Below are 20,216 nucleotides of genomic sequence, written 5' to 3' on the forward strand. Positions count from 1 at the left end.
ATTTTTTCAATACGGTTTCAATTTGCTCGACAGTTGACATGAATTTAATCGTAGTTGGATTATCATCTCCGATGTTAAGAATTACCTTCCGTATGCTCTGAAAGTGCTCGTCGTTATTTGTATTTCCTATCAGTTGGAAGTACTCATTCAGTTTCATATTATACTCGGTAATCTGAAAAAATAATGCATGAAATAGGTCAAGTAATTCAGCGTCAAACTCTATTTCAACTTCTGGCAATAAGCTGCGTAGCGAATTATATTGTTCATTAAAGTGATTAAGCCTGTTTGTAAAGACATGCCGCATATCTTCTGCCTCATTACGAGAACGATGGTCATGATTAGGCGGCAACTCATTTGCCAAAATAAGTATGCTTCTTAATGACTTGAAAGCATCTCTAAAAGAATAAAGTGATTTTAACAGGTTTCTTGAAAGCTCATACTTTGTCCTCCCTCTAAGCTCCTTTTTCCATTTATTGAACCCAATAAAGGCAAAGACTATAGCTGTTAAGGAGCCAATAATCAACAATATATCCTTTATTGTCTGTAAACTTAACAAGTCATCTTGGCACATATTTTCAAAAACCTATTTATAGTGTTACATTGATTTTAAACGACTCGCTTCTGCCAACGGGTGTTCTGAAATTAATGTGCAATTAATTTTGTCTCCCAACCCACACATGGCATTAACCCCACATTTCTCTTTACACTCATCCTCAAAATCAAAATCAATGTTTCCTGAGTTAAAATCAAACTCTTTTGGTCCATAGTATTGCCGACGGGGTGATAATACTAGAGATAAAAAATGACACATTTCCATAGACGCAAGACTTTGACTGAACGCAAAAACGTTTTCACCGCTGTGGATAAAGTGTTCTTTAGGTAACCCAGTGATATAAGTTGAGTCCTCAAGTAGACCAGATTGCTCCAAAGCTACATCTTCGGCAGTATATTGCCCTAAACATTGCATGCATATTCGATCTGGCCCAACTGTGTGAGACTTCCATCTTGCTTGATCCAAATTTGATATATTGTGTTTAGGGCTAGCATCAATCCCTCCATCGATAATGGGAATGTAATTGGCCTTAGATAGACAGTCCAATACAAACCGTGGCCAAGGTCGATCCACACAGCAAAAAACAACATCACAATCCAACGCAGATTTAAGTCCTTCAGACTCAATAATGCTATAAGGGATTGTTTTTATGCCATGTGGTGGGAAAAGATCGGCTTCTATCATTTTCTTTTTCAAGATTTTTACCTTTAACTTTCCAATATCTTTTCTTCTCGCGTCGAGTCTGTCTAAGTTTTTTCTTTTAACTCGATCAAAATCGATCATAGTAATGTTATGTATTCCTGTTCTGTAGAGAGAATGTGCGACTGCAAAACCTACACTTCCAACTCCTACGACTCCTACACGAAGCCTGGAAATGTCGGCCTGTTTTTTTTCTCCCCAAGCTGATATTGTGCGCTGAAATTCTTCCAAGTTCTTAGGGCTTGGTAAGAGTTTCTCATTAAATGAAATCTGCAACGCTTTTCCTACCACCCTAACACTCTCGCACCAATGTCGAACATAAGTCTTGGGAGCTGATTTTACCCAAAAGCGAGCGCTCCAAGTACCATCATTCCCTATAGTCATTCCTACAAGTGGTAGTCCCGTTACTGCTTTTATGCTCGGGGCAAGCATTTCTTCCGCTTCTACATCGTCCCGACTCATTCCTTGCCACCCAGGGAATGGATGGCTATGAATAAAGCATATTCCACTTTCTTTTTCCAGAGCAGTTTCAGTCACCCTATCCAGAAACTGGGGATTAAAACTCACATTACCATGAAGGTTTCGATCCTTTTTACCAGGTAGGATTACCTCCCAAATGACGGCTGTACTTCGAAATTTACCAGTTGAAAAATTGTAAAGCGCAAAACACACATCCTCCTGTTTATCTTCCCGAATTAAATGATCCTTAAGAATATTGTTTAGGCTTTCTTTTATTGCTACAGTATATGTCATTTTATTCAAAATCAAAAATTGTTCTTAAATGTGCTAAATATTCATACACGTCTTTATTAGATTCATTCCAACCGTGGAAGGGCCTGCTCCAATATTGAAATTCTGATCCTATAGGGCTTGCGTGAATTCCACCTGTAGGATGGATGCCGCCACCCCCGCTAATGGGTAGCAAATGTGGTTTGATATGAGGGCCACTAGGAGGAATTTCAGGAAATTGAGGGGCCTGCAAGGCCACCTCAATCTTTTTGTTCAGAAATCTCCCTACCGGGATAATAAACCTAAATACCACAAAATCATTCATAATCGAAATTTCATACCCAGCTTCATTGAGCTGGTTAATTAGTGTTTTAATTCCCATAAGATTTCGGTTATGAAACGGTGGTTGGTTTTAATCTACAGGTGCTGAACTTGAGCTTATTCCTCAAAGCAATTTTGTGATTTGGGTCATTCTTATAATTGATTTGACGATGACCCACTACCTGCTTCAGATAATAACCACCTGGCTCTTTTCCAGACCCCTTGAGTATTTCTGTGGGGGTCACAAAGCATTCATTAAATTCAACCGGTTCGTCATCCACCAGAACAGTAAATGATTTATACGGTTTTGCAAAGAATTCCTCGATTACTGGAATACTCAGGTCTACATTTTCCCCCAATTGGATAGGCTCAAACTCCTTACCAGTAATTTTCAGCAATAATTCATACTCATCCGCGGGTTGCAGTCCTGCATTTTCCAAAACTTCACGTCCGTCTACAAGCTTGTTCGCCTCGAAAATTTGGCCATTTAATTTGTATTTAAACTTTTTCATTACTAAAAAATTTATTTTGAAATAATGCCTCCGACTTTTTTCAGGAAGACTGGAGGTTTAAGTCGTCCCAGACGTTTTAAAGTTGGCCTGAAGTCCGAAGAATTTGTAGAAATCGTGATTTCTAAGTACTTTGGACACAGAAAAAGGGAATAAATTGAGGTGATGAGCCTCAAATAAGAAGTCTGCAAGCTTTGCTTCCCTTGAAAAACGGCCCAACCTCTGCGTCACCAGAAGTTGGGTTTTTTTATTTATCTATTCTCCATCGTAACTACTATTAAGGTTTAATAATGGCTCTTTTAGAGACCCATTACAAATATAGCAAAAAATATAGCAAGTGCTAAATTCATCAAGCATTAATTTAAATCAAGATTGCTGGATCAAGCAAACCCTTAGATTATACTTGATTTTTTAAGCAAAAATTTTTATTTTTGCTTAGTCCTAGGGCCTAAAAAAAGACTATGACCAATGAAAAAGACACTAGGAACCCAACTAAAAAGTGCTAGAGTAACAAATAATTTTACTTTAAGAGAAGTGGAAGAAGTAACTGATATTTCTAACGCCTATCTTTCTCAGCTTGAGAATGACAAGATATCTAAACCTTCTGCAAACATACTTTATAAATTAGCTAATCTGTATGGTATCCCTTTTGACCAACTGCTAGTTACTGCAGGAATAATCGACAAAACCACGAAACCTTCTCAAAGTAAAAAAACAAAAAGTTTTGAAACCTATGCACTGTATTCACAAAATTTAAGTGAGGACGAAGAACGACAACTTGTCGAGTATCTTCGATTTATCAGATTTAGCAAAAAAAGTGCCCGTTGATTCCAGTGACGATATTGACAAAATAGTTTATAATCTTCTGAGAGAAAGTAAGTGCTATGGGATATTTCCAACACCAGTTGACAAGATTATAAAATATGCTGATTTAGTGGTTGATCAGGATATTGACTTAAGAAATGTCAAAAGAAATTTTTTCCAGAATAAATTAGAATGGATTGAAAAAATTTTAAGAAAAGTACGAGGGGCCATTCATATTGGTTCCAACACCATTTATCTTGATCAATCCTTACACCCTATGAGAAAGAGATTTGTTCAACTTCATGAAACAGGGCATGCTGTACTTCCTTGGCAACGAGCGACTTTTTCTTTCGTTGATGATGATGGTACATTGGATCTTGATACAAAAAGGGTTTTTGAGCAACAAGCCAATTACTTTGCCTCATCTGCGCTATGGCAAGTAGATATTTTCGAGGAAGAAGCAAAGAGAAGGAAATTATCAGTTGCCTCAGCTCTGGAAATCATTGAGAAGATAGGTGGATCAATCTACTCTGGATTAAGAAGATATGTAGAATTTTCACATAGAAGATGTGCTTTGATAGTACTTGAGCAACCGACAAATAGCAGTCTCGTTCTCACAAATGTCGGTTCTTACTTTTCTTCGACATTCAAAGATGACTTTGGAGATATAAAATGGCCTAAATATTTTGATACCAAATAGCCATTTGTGACGATTTGCGGTACTAACACCCAAGACATAGGCGAGGGGAAATTTGATTTCAACGGTGATACATTTAACTACCAGACATTCAATAATTCATATAATTTGTTCGTTTTTGTTGTTCCCCCAGGTGAAAAACTATCGTCAAGCAAAAAGGTAATCTTAAACACCTGATTTTGGTTGGATACATACCTAAAGTAAAACAATAAATGTACATATAAATTGTAGCTTTGATTGTTGTACGATTATTTTATTTATGTAAAAGATCACTTAGCCCTGATGATTCTCATAACCTGCTACCTTAGGCAGTTCAGTAAACATCCGCTCCAATCAATCAAAGCCTCACTTCGTATCATTGAAGCTTATTTATTGGGGGTAATTTTTAGTTCAATTTGTATTACCAAATAATTAATTAGAAAGGCTATTACTACCGCTGGTACTGTTTCATTTATTGCATTGGAGAGTTCAAATACATATTTCCATAAGAGTGAGGTAAGAAGTCCGGTAAGCATTGAAAACAATATGGAAAACGGAGAGTTTTTCCAATTGGCGATTTTAATAATCATAGCTGGTGCAACGGATGCGCTAAGTAAAAGAATAGAAGACATCACAAGATCAAATACTGATCCTTGCACAAAAACTATCGATAAAATTGAGGTTATTATACCTAAAGCTGCAATTATTAAACGGTTATCCGTTTTTGATGATACTCCTAGCGGTTTAAGTAAATCGTTACTAATAATGTTGGATACCGAAATCAATAGCGAATCTGCGGTAGATGCAATTGCTGCAAAAATGGCAGTAAGAGTCAGTCCCCTTGCGATTGGATTAAGTTCTTGGATTAAAACTTTGGATAAAGCTTGTTCGCTTGATGCAAAGTCTAAACCAGGTCTTACAGCGGAAAGTAGAAATCCAACAATTGTCATTCCCATCCAAGTTATTTGTACAAAACCAATGTATAGCCATTTTGCTTTTTTTGCCTGTATTTCACTTTCTGCGGCATAAAACTTATCTACAATTTGTGGTTGAGAAATTGAGAACCCAAGACTAGCTGTAGCCCATCCAATTATAAACCCTAAGAGGGATAAAGTGCCGAATCCATTAAACGGATTGAAGAAACTGTTCCCTTTTTGCGCTTGAATGGACTTTATGACACTATCTCCATCATATAATCCAATTGTGAAAAAAATGAAGAATGCCATCATCAGAATCATAATGATGGCTTGAAAAACATCAGTTGAAACCGAAGATCTAAAACCACCTAGAGATGAGTATGTAATTACGAAAATGCTAGAGAAAATGATTGCATATCGTAGATCCAAATCTATGAATCCAGTTAAAGAAATTGCAGAGGCACGCCATTGGGCAGCCGTGTATAATCCAGTAGCCACGACCAACAATATAGTGATTACTATTCCAGTAAACCTTTTGTGTTTAGTGAAATCTAGCGTTAAAATTTCGGCAATTGTAGATACTTTAAATTGATGAGAATACCAATTGATTTTTTCGGGGAAAAATTTCCAAAAAACTAATGTGCCAACAAAGAATGAAAAAGGTAACATCAATGCTGAAAGTCCTTGAAAATACCCAAGACCAATAGCTGTTGTCATAATAAAACCAGAATTAGCTGTGGCACCAGAACTCAAAGCTATTTCAGGCCATTTCAATGTTCTGCTAGCTAAATACAACTCATCTGTATCCCTAGTTTTTCCTTTGGATACTATAAAAGCTATTATTAGTGTTACTACTATAAATACGACAAAAACAATTAGGCTAATATCCATTTTTAATATTCTTTTATGTAAGCTCTCAGTCTATCATAGTTATTTCTCATTTTTGAAATAGCTTTTTTATCCGTATAGAAAATTATGTGTGTAGGTTCCCTATTATCAGTTAAAAAAAGCTTTGCAGATAGCATGTCTCCTACAATAATTATGTCTTGAGTTAGTATATGATACTTGTTTGTTACTTTATCTCGAATTTCATCAGCCATAGCCCAGAATACATTTATTCCATTTGATTTTTGAATTTTCATTAGCTCTTCCATTGCTTTAAATTCACTTGAATCCGGAAATATATAGACTCGATCAATTGTGCAATTTCTATCGCTTATGGCCTCATAGTTTTTATTTAAATAATTCTCGCCCCAATTAGTCTTCCACCAATCATCTGGTTTAATATAACTCGTGGCAATTATCTTGGAGTTACTCTTCGCTAATTCAAATATTTTGGGAGCATATTCGGAGAATTCACTACTTGCAACAAAAAATTCCTTGTCATTTACTTGTTCCAATAGTTCATTAATTTCGTCCAGCTTATTGTTATAAATGAGTTTAGTTAATTTTTCAGAACTTTGTTTGATCTGGTAGTTTGAATTGGCGACGGCCTGACCAACTTTAAAAGCAGTAGGGTCCTTTTCTACAATGTTATTCTCTAGGAATTTACCTATGTAGTCATAACGAATGCTAATTACTAAGGTCATTATTGTACCTAAAGCCCCTATAATTAGTGCGAATTTTTGGTTTGCGGTTTTCTCCTCTTTGTTTTCAGAATTTCTATATGATCTGGTAAGAGCATAGATTACACCAATAAGTGTTATGAAAAAACCGCATATTTCTATATAGTTGGCGACTGTCATTTCTGTATTCTTTTTGGGTAGAGCTTGAATGCTACTAAACTGATAGTAGTATCAGTCTCAAGTTCGTAGTATGTAAAATGATTGAAATATTTACCAATAACATTAGTTAATGTGTTTTTTGTATATCGATAGGAAATGGCGGTAACTATTGTCGTTCCTTGCTTAATAGTTTGATTGCCCAAAATTTGATCCTCCTTTAATTCAAAACCCATTTCAATCCTATTGTTCTGGAATCTAGTGAAGTATTGAACATTGTCTTTTGAGAAACCAATTAGTTCAAGAGCCAAAAAATTGAATTTTTCAGCATAAATATCCTTATACGGAATCAATATGCTTTCTATTTTATCTTGTGTGTAGTATTCCGTGATTATTAGACATACACCTTTGTGCCCTGCCATTTTACGCAGGAGTTTTAGAATACTATCTGGTCTATAATTATTGAAAGTTAATCCAATAAAAAATAGGCGATCGGTATCTAATGAATAATCTAGCTGGTCTGGCAAACTTTCAAAAAGGCAGTTAATTGGATTACTAGCTATCCCATATTTAGAAATCTCTTTTTCAGTTATTTCTAAAAAGCTTTTACTTATGTCGACAGGTATGTATTTAAACGTTCTATTACTTTCTTGAAGCTCTTTAATCAAAGGAATCGTTTTAGTTGGAAGACCAGGACCAAGGTCATAGAATTCAAAACATTTGGGGAATTCTTTTAATATATCTTTTCTGTAGGTTTCAATAAGTTTTTCTGCGGGTTCATGAAGTTTCTTTGAAAATTTCTCGGCATGAATCATCTCTAAATATGTCTGAGCTTGTTTTTCCTCAAGGTATAGATGATAAGGTTGATCGAACCAGTACGTTGGCCTTCCATCTTCATTTGTGGTTTTTCTTGAAGAAATTAGTTGATGCAACAATGAGTTTTCAAAATTTATCATATATCATCTATATCTTGTAATAAATTCAATTATGCCTAGCGATATAGCTATGAACCGTAGAGAGTAAAAAGTACAGTACTTTGCCGACGCATAAGTCACAAAGAAAAATTTAAACATCGTGGTGGACCTTCCAATCCCCACTATCATTTCCTTACAGATAACCCCATGCATTCATAGCTGGTCATCCCTTAAAAAGTGGTTTTATTAAATAACTGGTAGTGACAGTTGACATAAAGACAATCTATGTTTCCTAAATTTCTTGCGATGCTTGGTTTGCTGATAGGCTAATAACTTTTTGGCTGATGGTTTGAGAATGCTTAACTTTTCATCTTTTACCTGACTCTCGCCTCGGCAACCCCGATCAGCGACCAGTTCCTGGAACAGATAGTCGTGTAGACCTTCAAATTGCCTTAAGGTGGGATCAACGGTTTTACTCTCATAGATGTTTTTTGGCAAGTGGATATCTCTGAACATTTTCTTTTGTACCTTTTAATATATCTAAACTAATTTCAAACCAATATCTTTTAGCGGACTTAAACATGCAATACCCAAGATTGGGCATTTTTTGACGGCATTATAAAAATGATAAAAAACTTAAAGGATTTTTAAAAATTTTTAAGCAGTACTTGAAAACGTTAAAATACTCTGCAAATCTGGGATGACAAGGTTCGATATTTGCCCCCTCGCCGCTACTTTTTGCACGAAACGTTAAGTTTTGTGCTTTTTTGTTTAAAATCGTTCGAAAAGTATCAATACGTGGAAATATTTTATGGTTGAGGAAAAATACATCTGCTAAGATGACCTTAATAAAAAGCTTTTGCCTTGTTTTAGTTTTAGGTTGATCTTCAATTAGCTGTCAGCAGATTTATCTATTGAAATCAAATACTCTTCTGCTGTCATCACCGGAATTTTTGCGGCTTTGAAATCTTTTAAATCACGAGTGATTAGTACATCCTGATTGTTTTCTATTGCTGTATAGTATTGCAACCCATCTTCAAAATCTCCAAAACCATCATCATTTAAAGCCAAATCAACAATCTTATCGTTAAGTGACAACACCGGGACAAGAATCTTGAATCTCCTCAAAATATTTCGGGCCTCCCTCGCTGTTTTAAGGCGAGTCAAAACATAGTTGGTATTTGCAAAGGTCAAAGAGCTTAAAGCCAGTTTAAGTTTATTTTTATCGGCGAGAGAAAATATTTGGGCAGCACTTTCATGAAATAGTTCTCGTTTAGCAAGCAAATCCAGAACAATGTTTGTATCAATCAGTAATTTGCTCATCTGTACTTTTCAATCAGATATTGATACGGTTTCATTTTTACATTTGGAAGCTAATCTGTTCAATTATAAGACATCTTTCATTTTCCGTAAAACAACTCTCCAATACCTTGGATGTCAAGTGAAAGTCCCTTCTGTGAATTGGCCAGAAAGGCAACCACTATATCATCATCAGGATATAAAATCAGGTAAGCACTTCCTTCAAGTAAATTACCGATATGAAACCAAATCGTATGTCCGTTTCGATCCTTTCCTATATTCCATCCTAAACCATATTTTGTGGCTTTCCCATCAATAGTAGATTGAGTTTCGAACAACTGTTTTTTCAATGTTCTATCAAGATAATTGCCTAGTAACAATTCATTACCAAACCTTACCAAATCTTCAGTAGTTGAAAGTAATCCTCCTGATGGATATTTATAGCTCAGGTCATAGGTCACCGACTCTTCGCCAGTGGCCAAATAGAATTTGCTTTTATAAGGCATAATGCTATCAGCCACATCCGCATAGGTATGTAACATTGAAAGTGGTTGCCAGATATGCTCATGCATATAACGAATAAAATTTTGATTCGAGGCTCTTTCAATAACAGCCCCTACCAGGTTCCAACCATAGGAAGAATAGAGAAATTTCGTGCCCGGTTTAAAAAGTAAAGTGTCATTTTCGAAAATAGAAATAGCATCCAATACGTTCTTGTAATGCTCCTTTCTAATTAAATCGTCTATGTTATTCTCTTTGTAATGCCGAATCCCAGATAAATGACCAGCCAATTGCCGGGTGGTGATCTTATATCTCTTCTGGGGATATGAGGGAATGTATTGTTGGACAGGAACGTCAAGGTCCAGTTTATTGTCTCCCTCTAATTTAATGAGAGCGGCAGCACTAAGTGCTTTCGAAACGCTTCCTACCCTAAATTGTGTTGATGTGGTCACGGGTTTACTCTTTGCGATATCAGAATATCCAAACCCTTTTGAAAGTACGATTGCACCTTTAACACTTACAGTAAGTTGCATACCCTCTACCGAATGTTCATTCAAGAACTGTTCTGCTAATTTTATGGCTTTGCAATTCGGTGTAGGTTGCTGACAATTAAGTTCTTTGTCAGACCTGTTCTTTCCGGATTCAACTGGTTTCAAGCCAGGTTGATTACTTACTTGTATCCGAGCGGTGAGGATCGCAGGAGCAATCCTCCATTCTCCAAAACTATTAAGTCTGTAGTAGCATGTAAATCTATCGAGGTTAAACTGAGCATAGGATGCAGCAAATAATGTTCCTGCTGTAAAACCACGATAGCTGTTTACTAGTATTTTTTCGCCATTTACCATAGATGTATCTACCGAAACCTTGTCAGGATTTTGTTTTTTAAATTGAACATATTGGTCCATTAAGGCAAGACGATCTTTATCTTCCATGATCCATTCGAACATTAGATAGAAGCGAGGTTGTGCAATTTTCAGATTATAAGATGAGAGGTCAAACGTTAGCCAACCCTTTTTTATTCTCGATTTTACAACCACACTTTCATTAAGTATATCTTTACCTGGCAAGTTGTGGTTTGTACTATCGACCTCAAGAAGCCTCACCCGCACTTTAAATTCCCCAACGGTGTTCTTATGTATTTTCAAAAGAGCTTTTTCAACAAAAACAGGATAAGTTAGATTGGGATAATAGTTCGGATGCTTATTTTCAATTAACAGGGCAATTGCACTTCCGGCAGCAACTGAGTCCGCATACAATATACGGCCATAATGGTGTCTATTTCCCAACCGAAAGTCAATCTTCTTTTCCCTTTTAGCAGAGACCATAACAGGTTTCAGATTGATCACTCTTTCGCGCAGTGATATTGTAATTCTTTCGTTTCCAGAAATAGAGGAAACAGGAATAGACCTTCTCCCATAACCAATAGCTGAAAATATTAAAGTATCCTTTAAATAAGATTTGGGGATACGAATAACAAAACTTCCATCATCATTAGAAATTGTTCCAACGTTAGAATTTAATATCCCAATATTTACAAATGAAATAGGCTTTCTGTTGACCTGATCTAAAACGTTTCCCCTGATTTTGATTTGACCAAATGAAGGAATAATTACTACAAGAAGTAACAATATAAAAAGAAACGCTTTTTGCATCGTTGCTGTACTGTTTGTTAGTCAATTCTAAGTGGAGGCATAATTTTATTCAACAATAATCATACCTTATTGGGTTGATCCTGATTATAGAATGCATAAAATCCTTTACTCCAAAAATAACCATCCAAGTTTTAGGAGAAGTCACCGGTTTAAGAGGTCAATTCCTTTCAGGAGTCACTTGATTATCAAACGCTATTTTTGATAATTTGGGTAAACTTAACGAATTAAGAAATTTATAAAGATTCTAACAGAAAACTGCTAAGTTTTTAAGTTGCATTGCAAAATGTTAAAACCTTCAGCAAATCTGTGATGGCATGGTTCGATACCTTCCCCCTCGCCGCTACTTTTGAGGTTGTCTCAAAAGGGTAAACATATTCGGGTACCTACCTGAGAAAAATCCACAATACAAAAAACTGAGGCCGTTCAAATTACTTTTGAGACGGCCTCTTTTTTGTTTGAAATCGTTCAAAATGGTGTAATGTGTTGTCATTGAAAATATTGACAAAAGCTTAATTCTTTACAAATAAGATCGGATTACGATCATATTCTTCTTTTTAATTCATTCATCCTATGCGCCAATGGATGAACGTTTAATCGGTGAATGGGAATTGATTAAAATTGAAAAGCATAATCAAACATTAATACCCGAACAAGGGAAATATAATCTCATTATCACCAAAACCAGTATTCGATATAATTTGGAGGTAAATAGTTGTTGGTTGAGAGGTTGGTTGGTCAATTGAATCGAATGAAATATTATCAGAAAATATCCCCTGTACAAGAGTGTGTTGCGATGACAGAAAAGGAACATTTTATAAAAATCTCCAATACACAGGGCATTTCAAAGTTTCCGAATCACGCAACTTCCTGACAATTAATAACGAAAAAGGCACTTTCTTCCTTTCTCGTAAAAAGTAAAAAACAACCAGGCTTTAAGGATGTGCGGTAAGGCCGCAGTTCATTAGAGCCTAATTGTTATGTGCCGCTTTTTACCAGGAAATTTCTCCCGTTTCAGGATTGGTTTCTTCGCTTATGAAGCTTCCACTCTGCCGTTGGTTATGTAGCAAGGCATTCACTACACGGGTAGCGGCATCTTCTACAGTTCCTGTGCCCTGATGTCCATTAAAGTCGGTTTTGGTGTAGCCCGGGTCTACCATTGTTATTTTTACATTACTATCTCTAAGCTCGTAGGCCAATGTAATGGTGTACATATTTAATGCTGCTTTGGAGGATGAATACACTGCAAATGAATTGGCATCATCATAATATTGCCAGTCGGGATCATTGTGCAAGGATAACGATCCGATGCTGGAACTTACATTGATAAGTTGAGGTTCCGGGGACTTTTTCAATATATCCATAAAAGCCTGAATCACTCTTGCCGTTCCGTAAAGGTTCGTGTCGAATACTCTTTTGAAATTATCTGTATCCGTGGTTAATGCTGTTTGTGGGAAAGCACCGGCAATTCCGGCATTATTGATCAACACATCTAAACTCCCTGCTTTTTCTTCGATGGTTGTACGGGCCGATGCAATAGAAGCTTCGTCTGTGATATCGATGTGAATGAATTCTACCTGATTAAACCCTTCAACTTTTAATTTTTCCACAGCTTTCAAGCCATTTTCTATATTTCGGCTTCCTAAATACACGTATAAGCCTTCTTTTAGCAATTGCCTTGCTGTTTCAAATCCAATTCCTTTGTTGGCACCGGTTATTAATACTGATTTCATGCTTTTACTTTTTTTACATTTAACTTACTTATGCAAAAGTACTTCCGGTAAAAATGAAATCATTTGCCATATGGCAAAAACAGTTTATTCAATATTTTTTCGGATCCGGCTGAGCGATGATTGTGTAATGCCCAAGTAAGACGCAATGTAGGAAAGTGGTATTTCATTCACCACATTAGGGTACACTTCCAGGAATTTGAAATAACGTTCGGTAGCATCTTGCGAAACCAAAGGACTTCTTCTGTCCACTTTTTGCATGTAGGCTTTCGCAACCATTTTATACTGAATACTGTCCCATCCAATAATGGTTTGCAGTAGTTCCTGCCAATCTTTTTTAGTAAAACAGACGATGCTGCAGTCGGTTACAGCCTGTACATAAGCTGTGGATTGTATTTCTTTGTCAAAACTTTCGAAATCGACGATTATATTCTCCTTTTCGATAAAATATTTGGTGATTTCATCACCTTTATTGTTGTAGTAGCAGACACGAATTACGCCCTCCACAAGGAATCCAAAGCGTTTTGATATTTTTCCGGCTTCCGAAAAATATTCGCCTTTATTAAGTCTCTGAGTAGTCGCCTTTTTAGTAATAAGGTCTGTTTGCTGTTGGTTTAAATTACCGAAATGTAAAATGTATTCTATAAACTCTTCCATAGACGCAAGTTATAAAAGTCATTTTTTCAAAATTTGTCATTTGGCAAAAAGTGTCTTTGAGCTATTTACTAAAGTTGCACATAACTACTGAACAAACAGATATTTCCTAATACCCAAATTTCAGAGGATAAAAATAATACCTTTTTGGTGAAAATCAGTATCCCCTGAATGGTGCAGTTAAAAACTTGCTGATATGGGAAGGTGTTAAGTTACGCTTTGCTGAACTTAAACCGGTTCGGAGCTGAATTAGTCGTCTTGCCAGGAATGAATAAAAAAGTTATTTCACGTATGAAAAGGATAGGCGAATAACTTTGGCTGGTCGGAAAGTGATAAGAAAGCGCGCTAGCGGTTTATACCTCATACTCTGTACCATATGGTTACTTCATTTGTCACTTGTTAGATTCTATTCTGAATTCAAAATCATCTTCGGGTAAAACACATTGACCAGTATCTTCCGAACAAACTGTACAGGCGATGTAACCTTTTATTATTGGCTCATCAGAAAGCAGCTTTACTTTTTGGGTAAAACCTCCATCAGATTTTTTGATGATACGTACTTTGCCTTTCCAAACATCATCCTATTTCTCTATTACCTTGATCTGTTTAGGATCTCGGATGACCACTACCTTCATTGGATGGGTACCTTTCTCTAAATAGAGTCCTAACTTTTTTAGATACGCTTTTGATTTACTAAAGCTTGTTTCATCCTTGTTATAAAAGATGCTGTTAGCTTCTTCTGATGTAATACTGTAATCAATCTTACCTTCAAACCCAGTTGCATCTATAAAAGGGGCATTTATTTCCTTGATAGCATATTGATTGTATCCATGATTAATGTAGGCAATATAACCATCAGTATCTATCACAAAAAATTTCGGTACGCCTGCTGAATTAGTTGGTTCAATCCAATTAATTTTCAACTTTTCATCTGGGCCGTCCATAGCTGTGAGGTACGAAATTTCATGCTTAGAAACGTATTTCTGTACCCTCTTTATGTAATAGTCAAAATCTAAACCGCCCGAAAGGCTTGTCTCAGAAACGAAGAAACTCATCACTACTGCTTTACCTTGATGTTTTTTTGATAATGAGGTCAAGCCAGGAATTGCTGCCTTACAAGGGCCACACCATGTAGCGCCAAATTCAATCACATAAGGAGTTCCTTTCTCGAATTTTTTTACCGGGTTTCCCTTAATCCACTTAAAAACATCCAAGAAAGGTGCAGGATCGCCTGTTGTAAGATTCTGAGAAGAGGTAGGTGTGTAAATACCCAGACCTATTAGGATCAATAATAATTTCAGCATGAAATGTTCATTCGATAATCAAGTTGGTATTGTTAATGACCTCAAAAGGAGAAGACCCGCATTCTGAAAACAATACGGTATTTGCCGGGGATAATTCATTTGAAGCAAATTCCTGATTTGCAATACTTGACGAAAAGTTATCCATATCATCGCTGGCTGTCCCTGTGTGCACTTCTAATTCCCCTGTAAAGAGACCTGAATTTACGATTAAACTATAAACACCATTGATTGCAGCCAGGACTGAAGCATCATCCTGAAAGACATTATCACTGATCATTTCGTTACGTGGAGGGTCTATTTCAACAAAATCCTCACAACTCATGCACACACAACAAATAATTAAGTATAAAAAAATAAGGTTGAAGTTATATTTAAAGATTTTCATAATTTTTAAAATGTTAGTTGAACACCTGTGATTATTAATCTCAATGGAGGTAGTCCGAATGCTCCGGTTTCCGGATCGATACCTTCATACTCTGTAATTGTAAATAGGTTCTGCCCTTGAACATAAATGTTGGCATTGTCCACCTTCACTTTTTGACACCATTTTTGGGGTAATGCCCAGGAAAATGCAACATTCTGTAAGCGGACGAAAGAAGAGTTCACCGATCTCCAGTAGCGGAAATAAGCTGTACGTGCGGCGCTATTTGAATTGGTAAAACGTTGATTTTTGCTGATATCTCCGGGAGCCTGCCACCTGTCCAAAACACTTGTAAATGTATTGGCCTGAGTTCCAGGCAAACTTGTTAATAACGGATCAAAGGATTTCTGCTTTACAAATTGAATCTGGATATCGAGCTTAAGACTTTTCCATGAAAAGCTATTGTTTACACCACCAAAGTAATCTTGCCTAGTTTCTACGAACTCCTGACGATCGAAATCAGAAATTGATCCATCGTTATTTACATCTGCAAATTCGTATATGCCTGTTTCCGGGTTTACACCGATAGGTGTGAATTGTTTTCGGCCGAACAGTGATTCCCCGACTGTATAACGGTTGTCAAAAACAGGAAAGTCTGAAATATTAGGAAATTCGACAAGTTCGCTTCTCAAACTTGTGAAGTTTAAACTTGTAGACCAAGTGAAGCTGTTTACTACTAAATTGGTAGACCTAAGTTCTATTTCAAGCCCTCTGTTCTCAATAAGTGCCGGAAAGTTGAACTGTTGAACTTCATAGCCGGTTGTCGCAGGTAGAGGTCGTCCCACTAATTGATCATCACTTCTGTTTCTAAACCAGCTAGTCGACATGAAAAGCCTATCTTTAAAAAGGCCGAACTCTAGACCAAACTCTAATTTTTTGTTTATTTCCCATGAGAAATTTGGATTCGGGGCACGGGTTGAGATTAAACTAGTTTGATTGTTGTAAGGCCTCGAAGTGGTCCCATAGGTGTCTAGAAACTGGTACTCCCCAATAAGATCATTACCTGTTGTCCCATAGCTGCCCCTTAGCTTTCCAAAAGAAAGGAATTCTGGCACACTATCGATGAATGCTTCTTCAGAGAAAATCCACGCTATTCCGATTGCACCAAAGTTGCCAAATTGATTATTAGGATCAAACCTTGATGAGCCATCTCTTCTACCTGTCAAATTTAGAATATACTTACCCTTAAAATTATAACCAAACCTTAAATAAGCTCAGTTATACCAGTATTCCAAAAATTAATTACGCCATCGAATGAGGAATCGTCGTAGCGTATTACGTTAGTCTGGCGGAAAAAATTCCCTCGAAAAAGAAATTGAGTAGTGCTTGACCCACCTGAGATAGCTATGCCTACATCTGTTTGATTCGCAGTTCCTCCTAACAATTCTTCCTGCCAATCCACATTTCGAGTAGGATCCCACAGAAATAAATCAGGGTAGGCTGCAGAATCAGCGGGACTTAGCATTGGCCAGAGACCGTCATTTTCAAGTGCTTCTTGACGCATGGCAAGATATTGTGGTGTATTCAATAGATCTACCTTATTAGCAACCTGACCGATACCTGTAGAAAAATTGACACCAACTTGAGTTTTTCTCGCTTTACCTTTTTTGGTGGTAATGAGTACAACACCGTTTGCACCCCTTGAACCATAGATTGCAGTAGCATCAGCATCCTTTAATACCTCAATACTTTCAATATCGGAAGGACGTAGATTAGAAAGAGGATTCCCTCTTGGTAAGGAGAGCTTATCGCTATTGAGTGAGGTTTGCGTATAAGGAACTCCATCAATTACAAAAAATGGGAGGTTAGCATTTGGAAAACCGTCCTGACCGTTTCGCAAACTATTTAAACCCCTTATATTGATTTTTATTTCAGCGCTAGGAAATCCGGATGATTGTTGTATCTGAACCCCAGCAACTCGACCTTGAATTGCCAATAGAGGGTCTGTAACAGGTTGCTGCTCTATAGTTTGAGCATCTACCTTAGCGATGTTTCCAGGGTTGATGCGCTGCTCTACTTCGTAGTAGCCTGTAGAGACGACTTCTACCCCTGGCAATGATTCTAAAGAGGGAAGCAACGATACATCAAAAGTGGTTCGGCTACCAATGGCGATGACTTCTACCCCAAAACCAACATAAGAAACTTCAAGAAATAGTTCTTCTCCATCGGCTTGAGCACTTTCTATCATTGTTTCAGGGATGCTGAATCTGAAATTTCCATCTGCGTCAGTGATAGATCCAATAGTTGTTCCCTGAACTCGTGCAGTAGCTCCTGCTAAAGGTCCACCATTTTCATCGGTCACATTACCGCTGACCGTCCTGTTCTGTTGTGATTTCTGAGCTTGAACGCTAGCTTTCGGTTTCGCAGTTCTGATAGGTTTGCCACCCTTTTCATACTAAAAAAATATTGTTAAATTGCCGTAATATTGTTATCCAGATGACTTTTAATAAAACCGATTTTACGCTAAGAAAGATAAAGAAATATGTTAAATAGACGCTCATTACCTGACTTCACCTTCCATAGATCGATCATTTCAGTTAACCATAAACAGGCACTGTTAAAGGATTTTTTTTTAACCTGCTTTTCAAAAGCGTATAGATTAAGGCCTCCCGGGCTGTAGCACGATTTATCAATGGCTTTTATTTAGCGGTGATCAGGGATTATAATTAACGGAGCTACCGGTAAGCGTACGTTTCACTTATCAAAAGAGGGATCAACTATATGATCAAGCTGGGGAATAATCGATGGAACCGGTTAGGATTACCATGATTAAGCGTTTAAAGTGACCAATTCTTAAGCCTTCGCAAGCACTTAATACAGGATGCTCAGAGACCAATATCAACTCATACCAAGACCTTCATCGCAAATAGCTGAGGGATACTTTTTTATATAGAAACAAATATGAACAATAAAAAAAAGGTTAGGATCTTGTCACTGGATGGGGGCGGTATCCGGGGAGTTATTCCGGCGATAATCATTAAATACGCTGAAGAATACCTGAAGAAAAAGGTACCGGGAACCACTATTGCCGATCATTTTGATCTTATTGCGGGTACCAGTACGGGAGGTATTTTGGCTTGTATTTATTTAACTCCTCAGGATAAAGACAGGAGCAAGGCAAAATTTACAGCCTCAGAAGCACTTGAATTTTTTATCCATGAAGGATATAACATATTTAATGCTTCGAGGCAAGGAAATTTTAGACGATTGTGGGGACTGCGGAATGCTACAGAGTTCGATCCGGGTTATTTAGAAGATCTGCTGGAAAAAAGGTTTGGAGATACTTTGATCAGTAATTTGCTAAAACCATGTCTGGTGCCGACCTACGATATGAATAGTAAAAACCCCTTCTTTTTTACGAGTCTCGAGGACACCACAAAAAGAGAGTTTTTTGTGCGGGATGTAGCTCGCTCTACTTCTGCAGCGCCAACTTTTTTTCCACCGGCGAAAATAAAAAACATTGCTCCGGATGCAGGCAAAGACGGAGAGGCTTTGGATATGATCAATTTGGATGGGGGTATTTTTGCCAATAATCCGTTAATGTGTGCTTACGCAGAAGCCCGAAAAACAAACTTCAAAGACAGAAACAATGATCACCCATCGATCAATGATATGTATGTTCTTTCTCTCGGCACCGGAGGTGGAGGATTTGAGCTTGGGGGGAAGGAAAGAAGTAGTAGGTGGAATCTTCTGAAATGGGCCAAATCAATGCCGAAAATTATGATGGATGGCAGTATTGGTACCGTAGCATTTCAGATGGATCAAATCTATAAAACGCGGCAACCGGATGATTCAAATGGTTATTTAAGGATAGATGTGCCGGAAGAGGATCGAAATTATGCCCCGGGTTTGTCCGAGGCTTCCCCGCAAAATGTAGAAGCCTTATTAAGAGCGGGAGAAAAAACACTTCAGTATGCAAAAGGAAATGAACTGGATAAATTTCTTGACAGTCTTTTGGATTGCTAAAAGGATGAAAAGCAGGAGACAAGTATCGTTTTGACTTCCCGGATAAAGCTTTTGCCTCTTTATCCAGGTTAAGTGCCACTTTTTGGTTTAAGTTGTTGTTTATCATGCTTTTAATCTGTAATTGTGTGCCATTTGCCTGAGAATTGCTGAAAATAACAGCAACAAAATCTGAAAAAAGGCTTGGACAGGTTAAAAGAATTGACTAAATTCGAACTTTTTTTCAATTAGCATAATTTTTTCATAAACTGAATTTTTTTATCATGAAATATCATAAACTGATCGCTTTTTCAATATTGATCCTGATTTTTCCCGTATTCGTGGTTTCTTGCGGTGATGACGATGAGGAACAAGCTGACCCCAAAGCAGCCAAAATTACTTTACTAACCGCAGACTCCTCCAAAACATGGGTTGTGAACTCTCACAAAGAGGAAGGCGTTGAAATAACGGAAGAATGTGAAAGAGATAATGAATGGACTTTCACTTTTGATGGGGCATTTACTGTTGATAATAAGATTAAGTGTTCCCCCGACCAGGTTGGAACTGTCTCTGGATCATGGAAACTAAATGATGATGCAACAGTGATTATCTTAACTGATACTGATTCAGAAACTATTGAATTTACCTTGATTGAATTAACTGAGACGATCTTGAGGGTTAGTTTTAAACTCGAAACCATACCGGCTGAATTTGGCTTTACGGCAAAGTAGTTCCGGTTTAATTTGGTTCATTACCGGAAATTTTTGATAACCTACCTTAATAAATTATAAGAAAACATGAAGCCTTTGGGGTAGCAGGTAATCCGGACTCCCCCATTGGCTTCAGTTTGTAACTGAAGCGACTAATACATTT

19 protein-coding genes are annotated in these 20,216 nt (G+C 37.1%); 4 read left to right on the forward strand and 15 right to left on the reverse strand.

What is annotated here, in order from left to right:
* The 4 genes from AC04NP_RS28970 to AC04NP_RS28985 form a co-directional block, all read right to left on the reverse strand.
* The coding region (locus AC04NP_RS28970; RefSeq protein WP_482863581.1) for a hypothetical protein at positions 1 to 571 on the reverse strand (571 nt) is incomplete at its 3' end.
* Positions 572 to 595: 24 nt separating this feature from the next.
* Positions 596 to 2,005, reverse strand: a complete 1,410-nt coding sequence (locus AC04NP_RS28975) for a ThiF family adenylyltransferase (RefSeq protein ID WP_482863599.1) — start codon at positions 2,003 to 2,005, stop codon at positions 596 to 598.
* A 1-nt stretch (position 2,006) separates the two neighbouring features.
* Entirely contained in the window at positions 2,007 to 2,363 is a 357-nt protein-coding gene (locus AC04NP_RS28980) for a hypothetical protein (protein ID WP_482863582.1), read from the reverse strand.
* A 10-nt stretch (positions 2,364 to 2,373) separates the two neighbouring features.
* On the reverse strand, positions 2,374 to 2,814 hold the full coding sequence (locus AC04NP_RS28985) for a multiubiquitin domain-containing protein (protein WP_482863583.1): 441 nt from the start codon (positions 2,812 to 2,814) through the stop codon (positions 2,374 to 2,376).
* Positions 2,815 to 3,279: 465 nt separating this feature from the next.
* On the opposite strand from AC04NP_RS28985, the gene AC04NP_RS28990 reads away from it, so the two are divergent.
* On the forward strand, positions 3,280 to 3,639 hold the full coding sequence (locus AC04NP_RS28990; RefSeq protein ID WP_482863584.1) for a helix-turn-helix domain-containing protein: 360 nt from the start codon (positions 3,280 to 3,282) through the stop codon (positions 3,637 to 3,639).
* Complete coding sequence (locus AC04NP_RS28995; protein ID WP_482863585.1) at positions 3,629 to 4,315, forward strand: ImmA/IrrE family metallo-endopeptidase; 687 nt, start codon at positions 3,629 to 3,631, stop codon at positions 4,313 to 4,315. The genes AC04NP_RS28990 and AC04NP_RS28995 overlap by 11 nt, the downstream gene beginning before the upstream one ends.
* Positions 4,316 to 4,677: 362 nt before the next feature.
* Here AC04NP_RS28995 and AC04NP_RS29000 read toward each other — a convergent pair whose 3' ends face one another.
* The 11 genes from AC04NP_RS29000 to AC04NP_RS29050 all read right to left on the reverse strand — a co-directional run bounded on the left by AC04NP_RS29000 (position 4,678) and on the right by AC04NP_RS29050 (position 17,703).
* Entirely contained in the window at positions 4,678 to 6,099 is a 1,422-nt protein-coding gene (locus AC04NP_RS29000) for a sodium:solute symporter family transporter (RefSeq protein WP_482863586.1), read from the reverse strand.
* Positions 6,100 to 6,101: 2 nt separating this feature from the next.
* Positions 6,102 to 6,953 (reverse strand): hypothetical protein, encoded by an 852-nt coding sequence (locus AC04NP_RS29005; RefSeq protein ID WP_482863587.1) that lies wholly within the window; start codon positions 6,951 to 6,953, stop codon positions 6,102 to 6,104.
* A complete protein-coding gene (locus AC04NP_RS29010; RefSeq protein WP_482863588.1) occupies positions 6,950 to 7,885 on the reverse strand; it encodes an L-histidine N(alpha)-methyltransferase in 936 nt (311 codons plus the stop codon). The genes AC04NP_RS29005 and AC04NP_RS29010 overlap by 4 nt, the downstream gene beginning before the upstream one ends.
* 849 nt (positions 7,886 to 8,734) lie before the next feature.
* A complete protein-coding gene (locus AC04NP_RS29015) occupies positions 8,735 to 9,166 on the reverse strand; it encodes a type II toxin-antitoxin system VapC family toxin (protein ID WP_482863589.1) in 432 nt (143 codons plus the stop codon).
* A gap of 77 nt (positions 9,167 to 9,243) precedes the next feature.
* On the reverse strand, positions 9,244 to 11,295 hold the full coding sequence (locus tag AC04NP_RS29020; protein ID WP_482863590.1) for a serine hydrolase: 2,052 nt from the start codon (positions 11,293 to 11,295) through the stop codon (positions 9,244 to 9,246).
* Between the two features lie 989 nt (positions 11,296 to 12,284).
* Complete coding sequence (locus tag AC04NP_RS29025; RefSeq protein WP_482863591.1) at positions 12,285 to 13,025, reverse strand: SDR family NAD(P)-dependent oxidoreductase; 741 nt, start codon at positions 13,023 to 13,025, stop codon at positions 12,285 to 12,287.
* Positions 13,026 to 13,109: 84 nt separating this feature from the next.
* Positions 13,110 to 13,679 carry a Crp/Fnr family transcriptional regulator gene (locus AC04NP_RS29030; RefSeq protein ID WP_482863592.1) on the reverse strand — a complete coding sequence of 190 codons (570 nt, stop codon included), beginning with the start codon at positions 13,677 to 13,679 and terminating at the stop codon, positions 13,110 to 13,112.
* Positions 13,680 to 14,257: 578 nt separating this feature from the next.
* Complete coding sequence (locus AC04NP_RS29035) at positions 14,258 to 14,980, reverse strand: TlpA family protein disulfide reductase (protein WP_482863593.1); 723 nt, start codon at positions 14,978 to 14,980, stop codon at positions 14,258 to 14,260.
* A 7-nt stretch (positions 14,981 to 14,987) separates the two neighbouring features.
* The gene (locus AC04NP_RS29040) at positions 14,988 to 15,302 is read right to left on the reverse strand and encodes a hypothetical protein (protein WP_482863594.1); all 315 of its coding nucleotides are present in this window, start codon (positions 15,300 to 15,302) and stop codon (positions 14,988 to 14,990) included.
* Between the two features lie 68 nt (positions 15,303 to 15,370).
* Positions 15,371 to 16,567 carry a TonB-dependent receptor domain-containing protein gene (locus AC04NP_RS29045; protein ID WP_482863595.1) on the reverse strand — a complete coding sequence of 399 codons (1,197 nt, stop codon included), beginning with the start codon at positions 16,565 to 16,567 and terminating at the stop codon, positions 15,371 to 15,373.
* A gap of 38 nt (positions 16,568 to 16,605) precedes the next feature.
* Positions 16,606 to 17,703: a TonB-dependent receptor plug domain-containing protein gene (locus AC04NP_RS29050; protein ID WP_482863596.1), complete on the reverse strand. Its 1,098-nt coding sequence runs from the start codon at positions 17,701 to 17,703 to the stop codon at positions 16,606 to 16,608.
* 599 nt (positions 17,704 to 18,302) lie between these two features.
* On the opposite strand from AC04NP_RS29050, the gene AC04NP_RS29055 reads away from it, so the two are divergent.
* Together AC04NP_RS29055 and AC04NP_RS29060 are read left to right on the forward strand one after the other, a co-directional pair.
* A complete protein-coding gene (locus AC04NP_RS29055; protein ID WP_482863597.1) occupies positions 18,303 to 19,367 on the forward strand; it encodes a patatin-like phospholipase family protein in 1,065 nt (354 codons plus the stop codon).
* Positions 19,368 to 19,627: 260 nt separating this feature from the next.
* Positions 19,628 to 20,074, forward strand: a complete 447-nt coding sequence (locus tag AC04NP_RS29060) for a lipocalin-like domain-containing protein (RefSeq protein ID WP_482863598.1) — start codon at positions 19,628 to 19,630, stop codon at positions 20,072 to 20,074.
* Positions 20,075 to 20,216 lie beyond the last annotated feature (142 nt).

Source organism: Agaribacillus sp. DX54, from assembly GCF_056858335.1.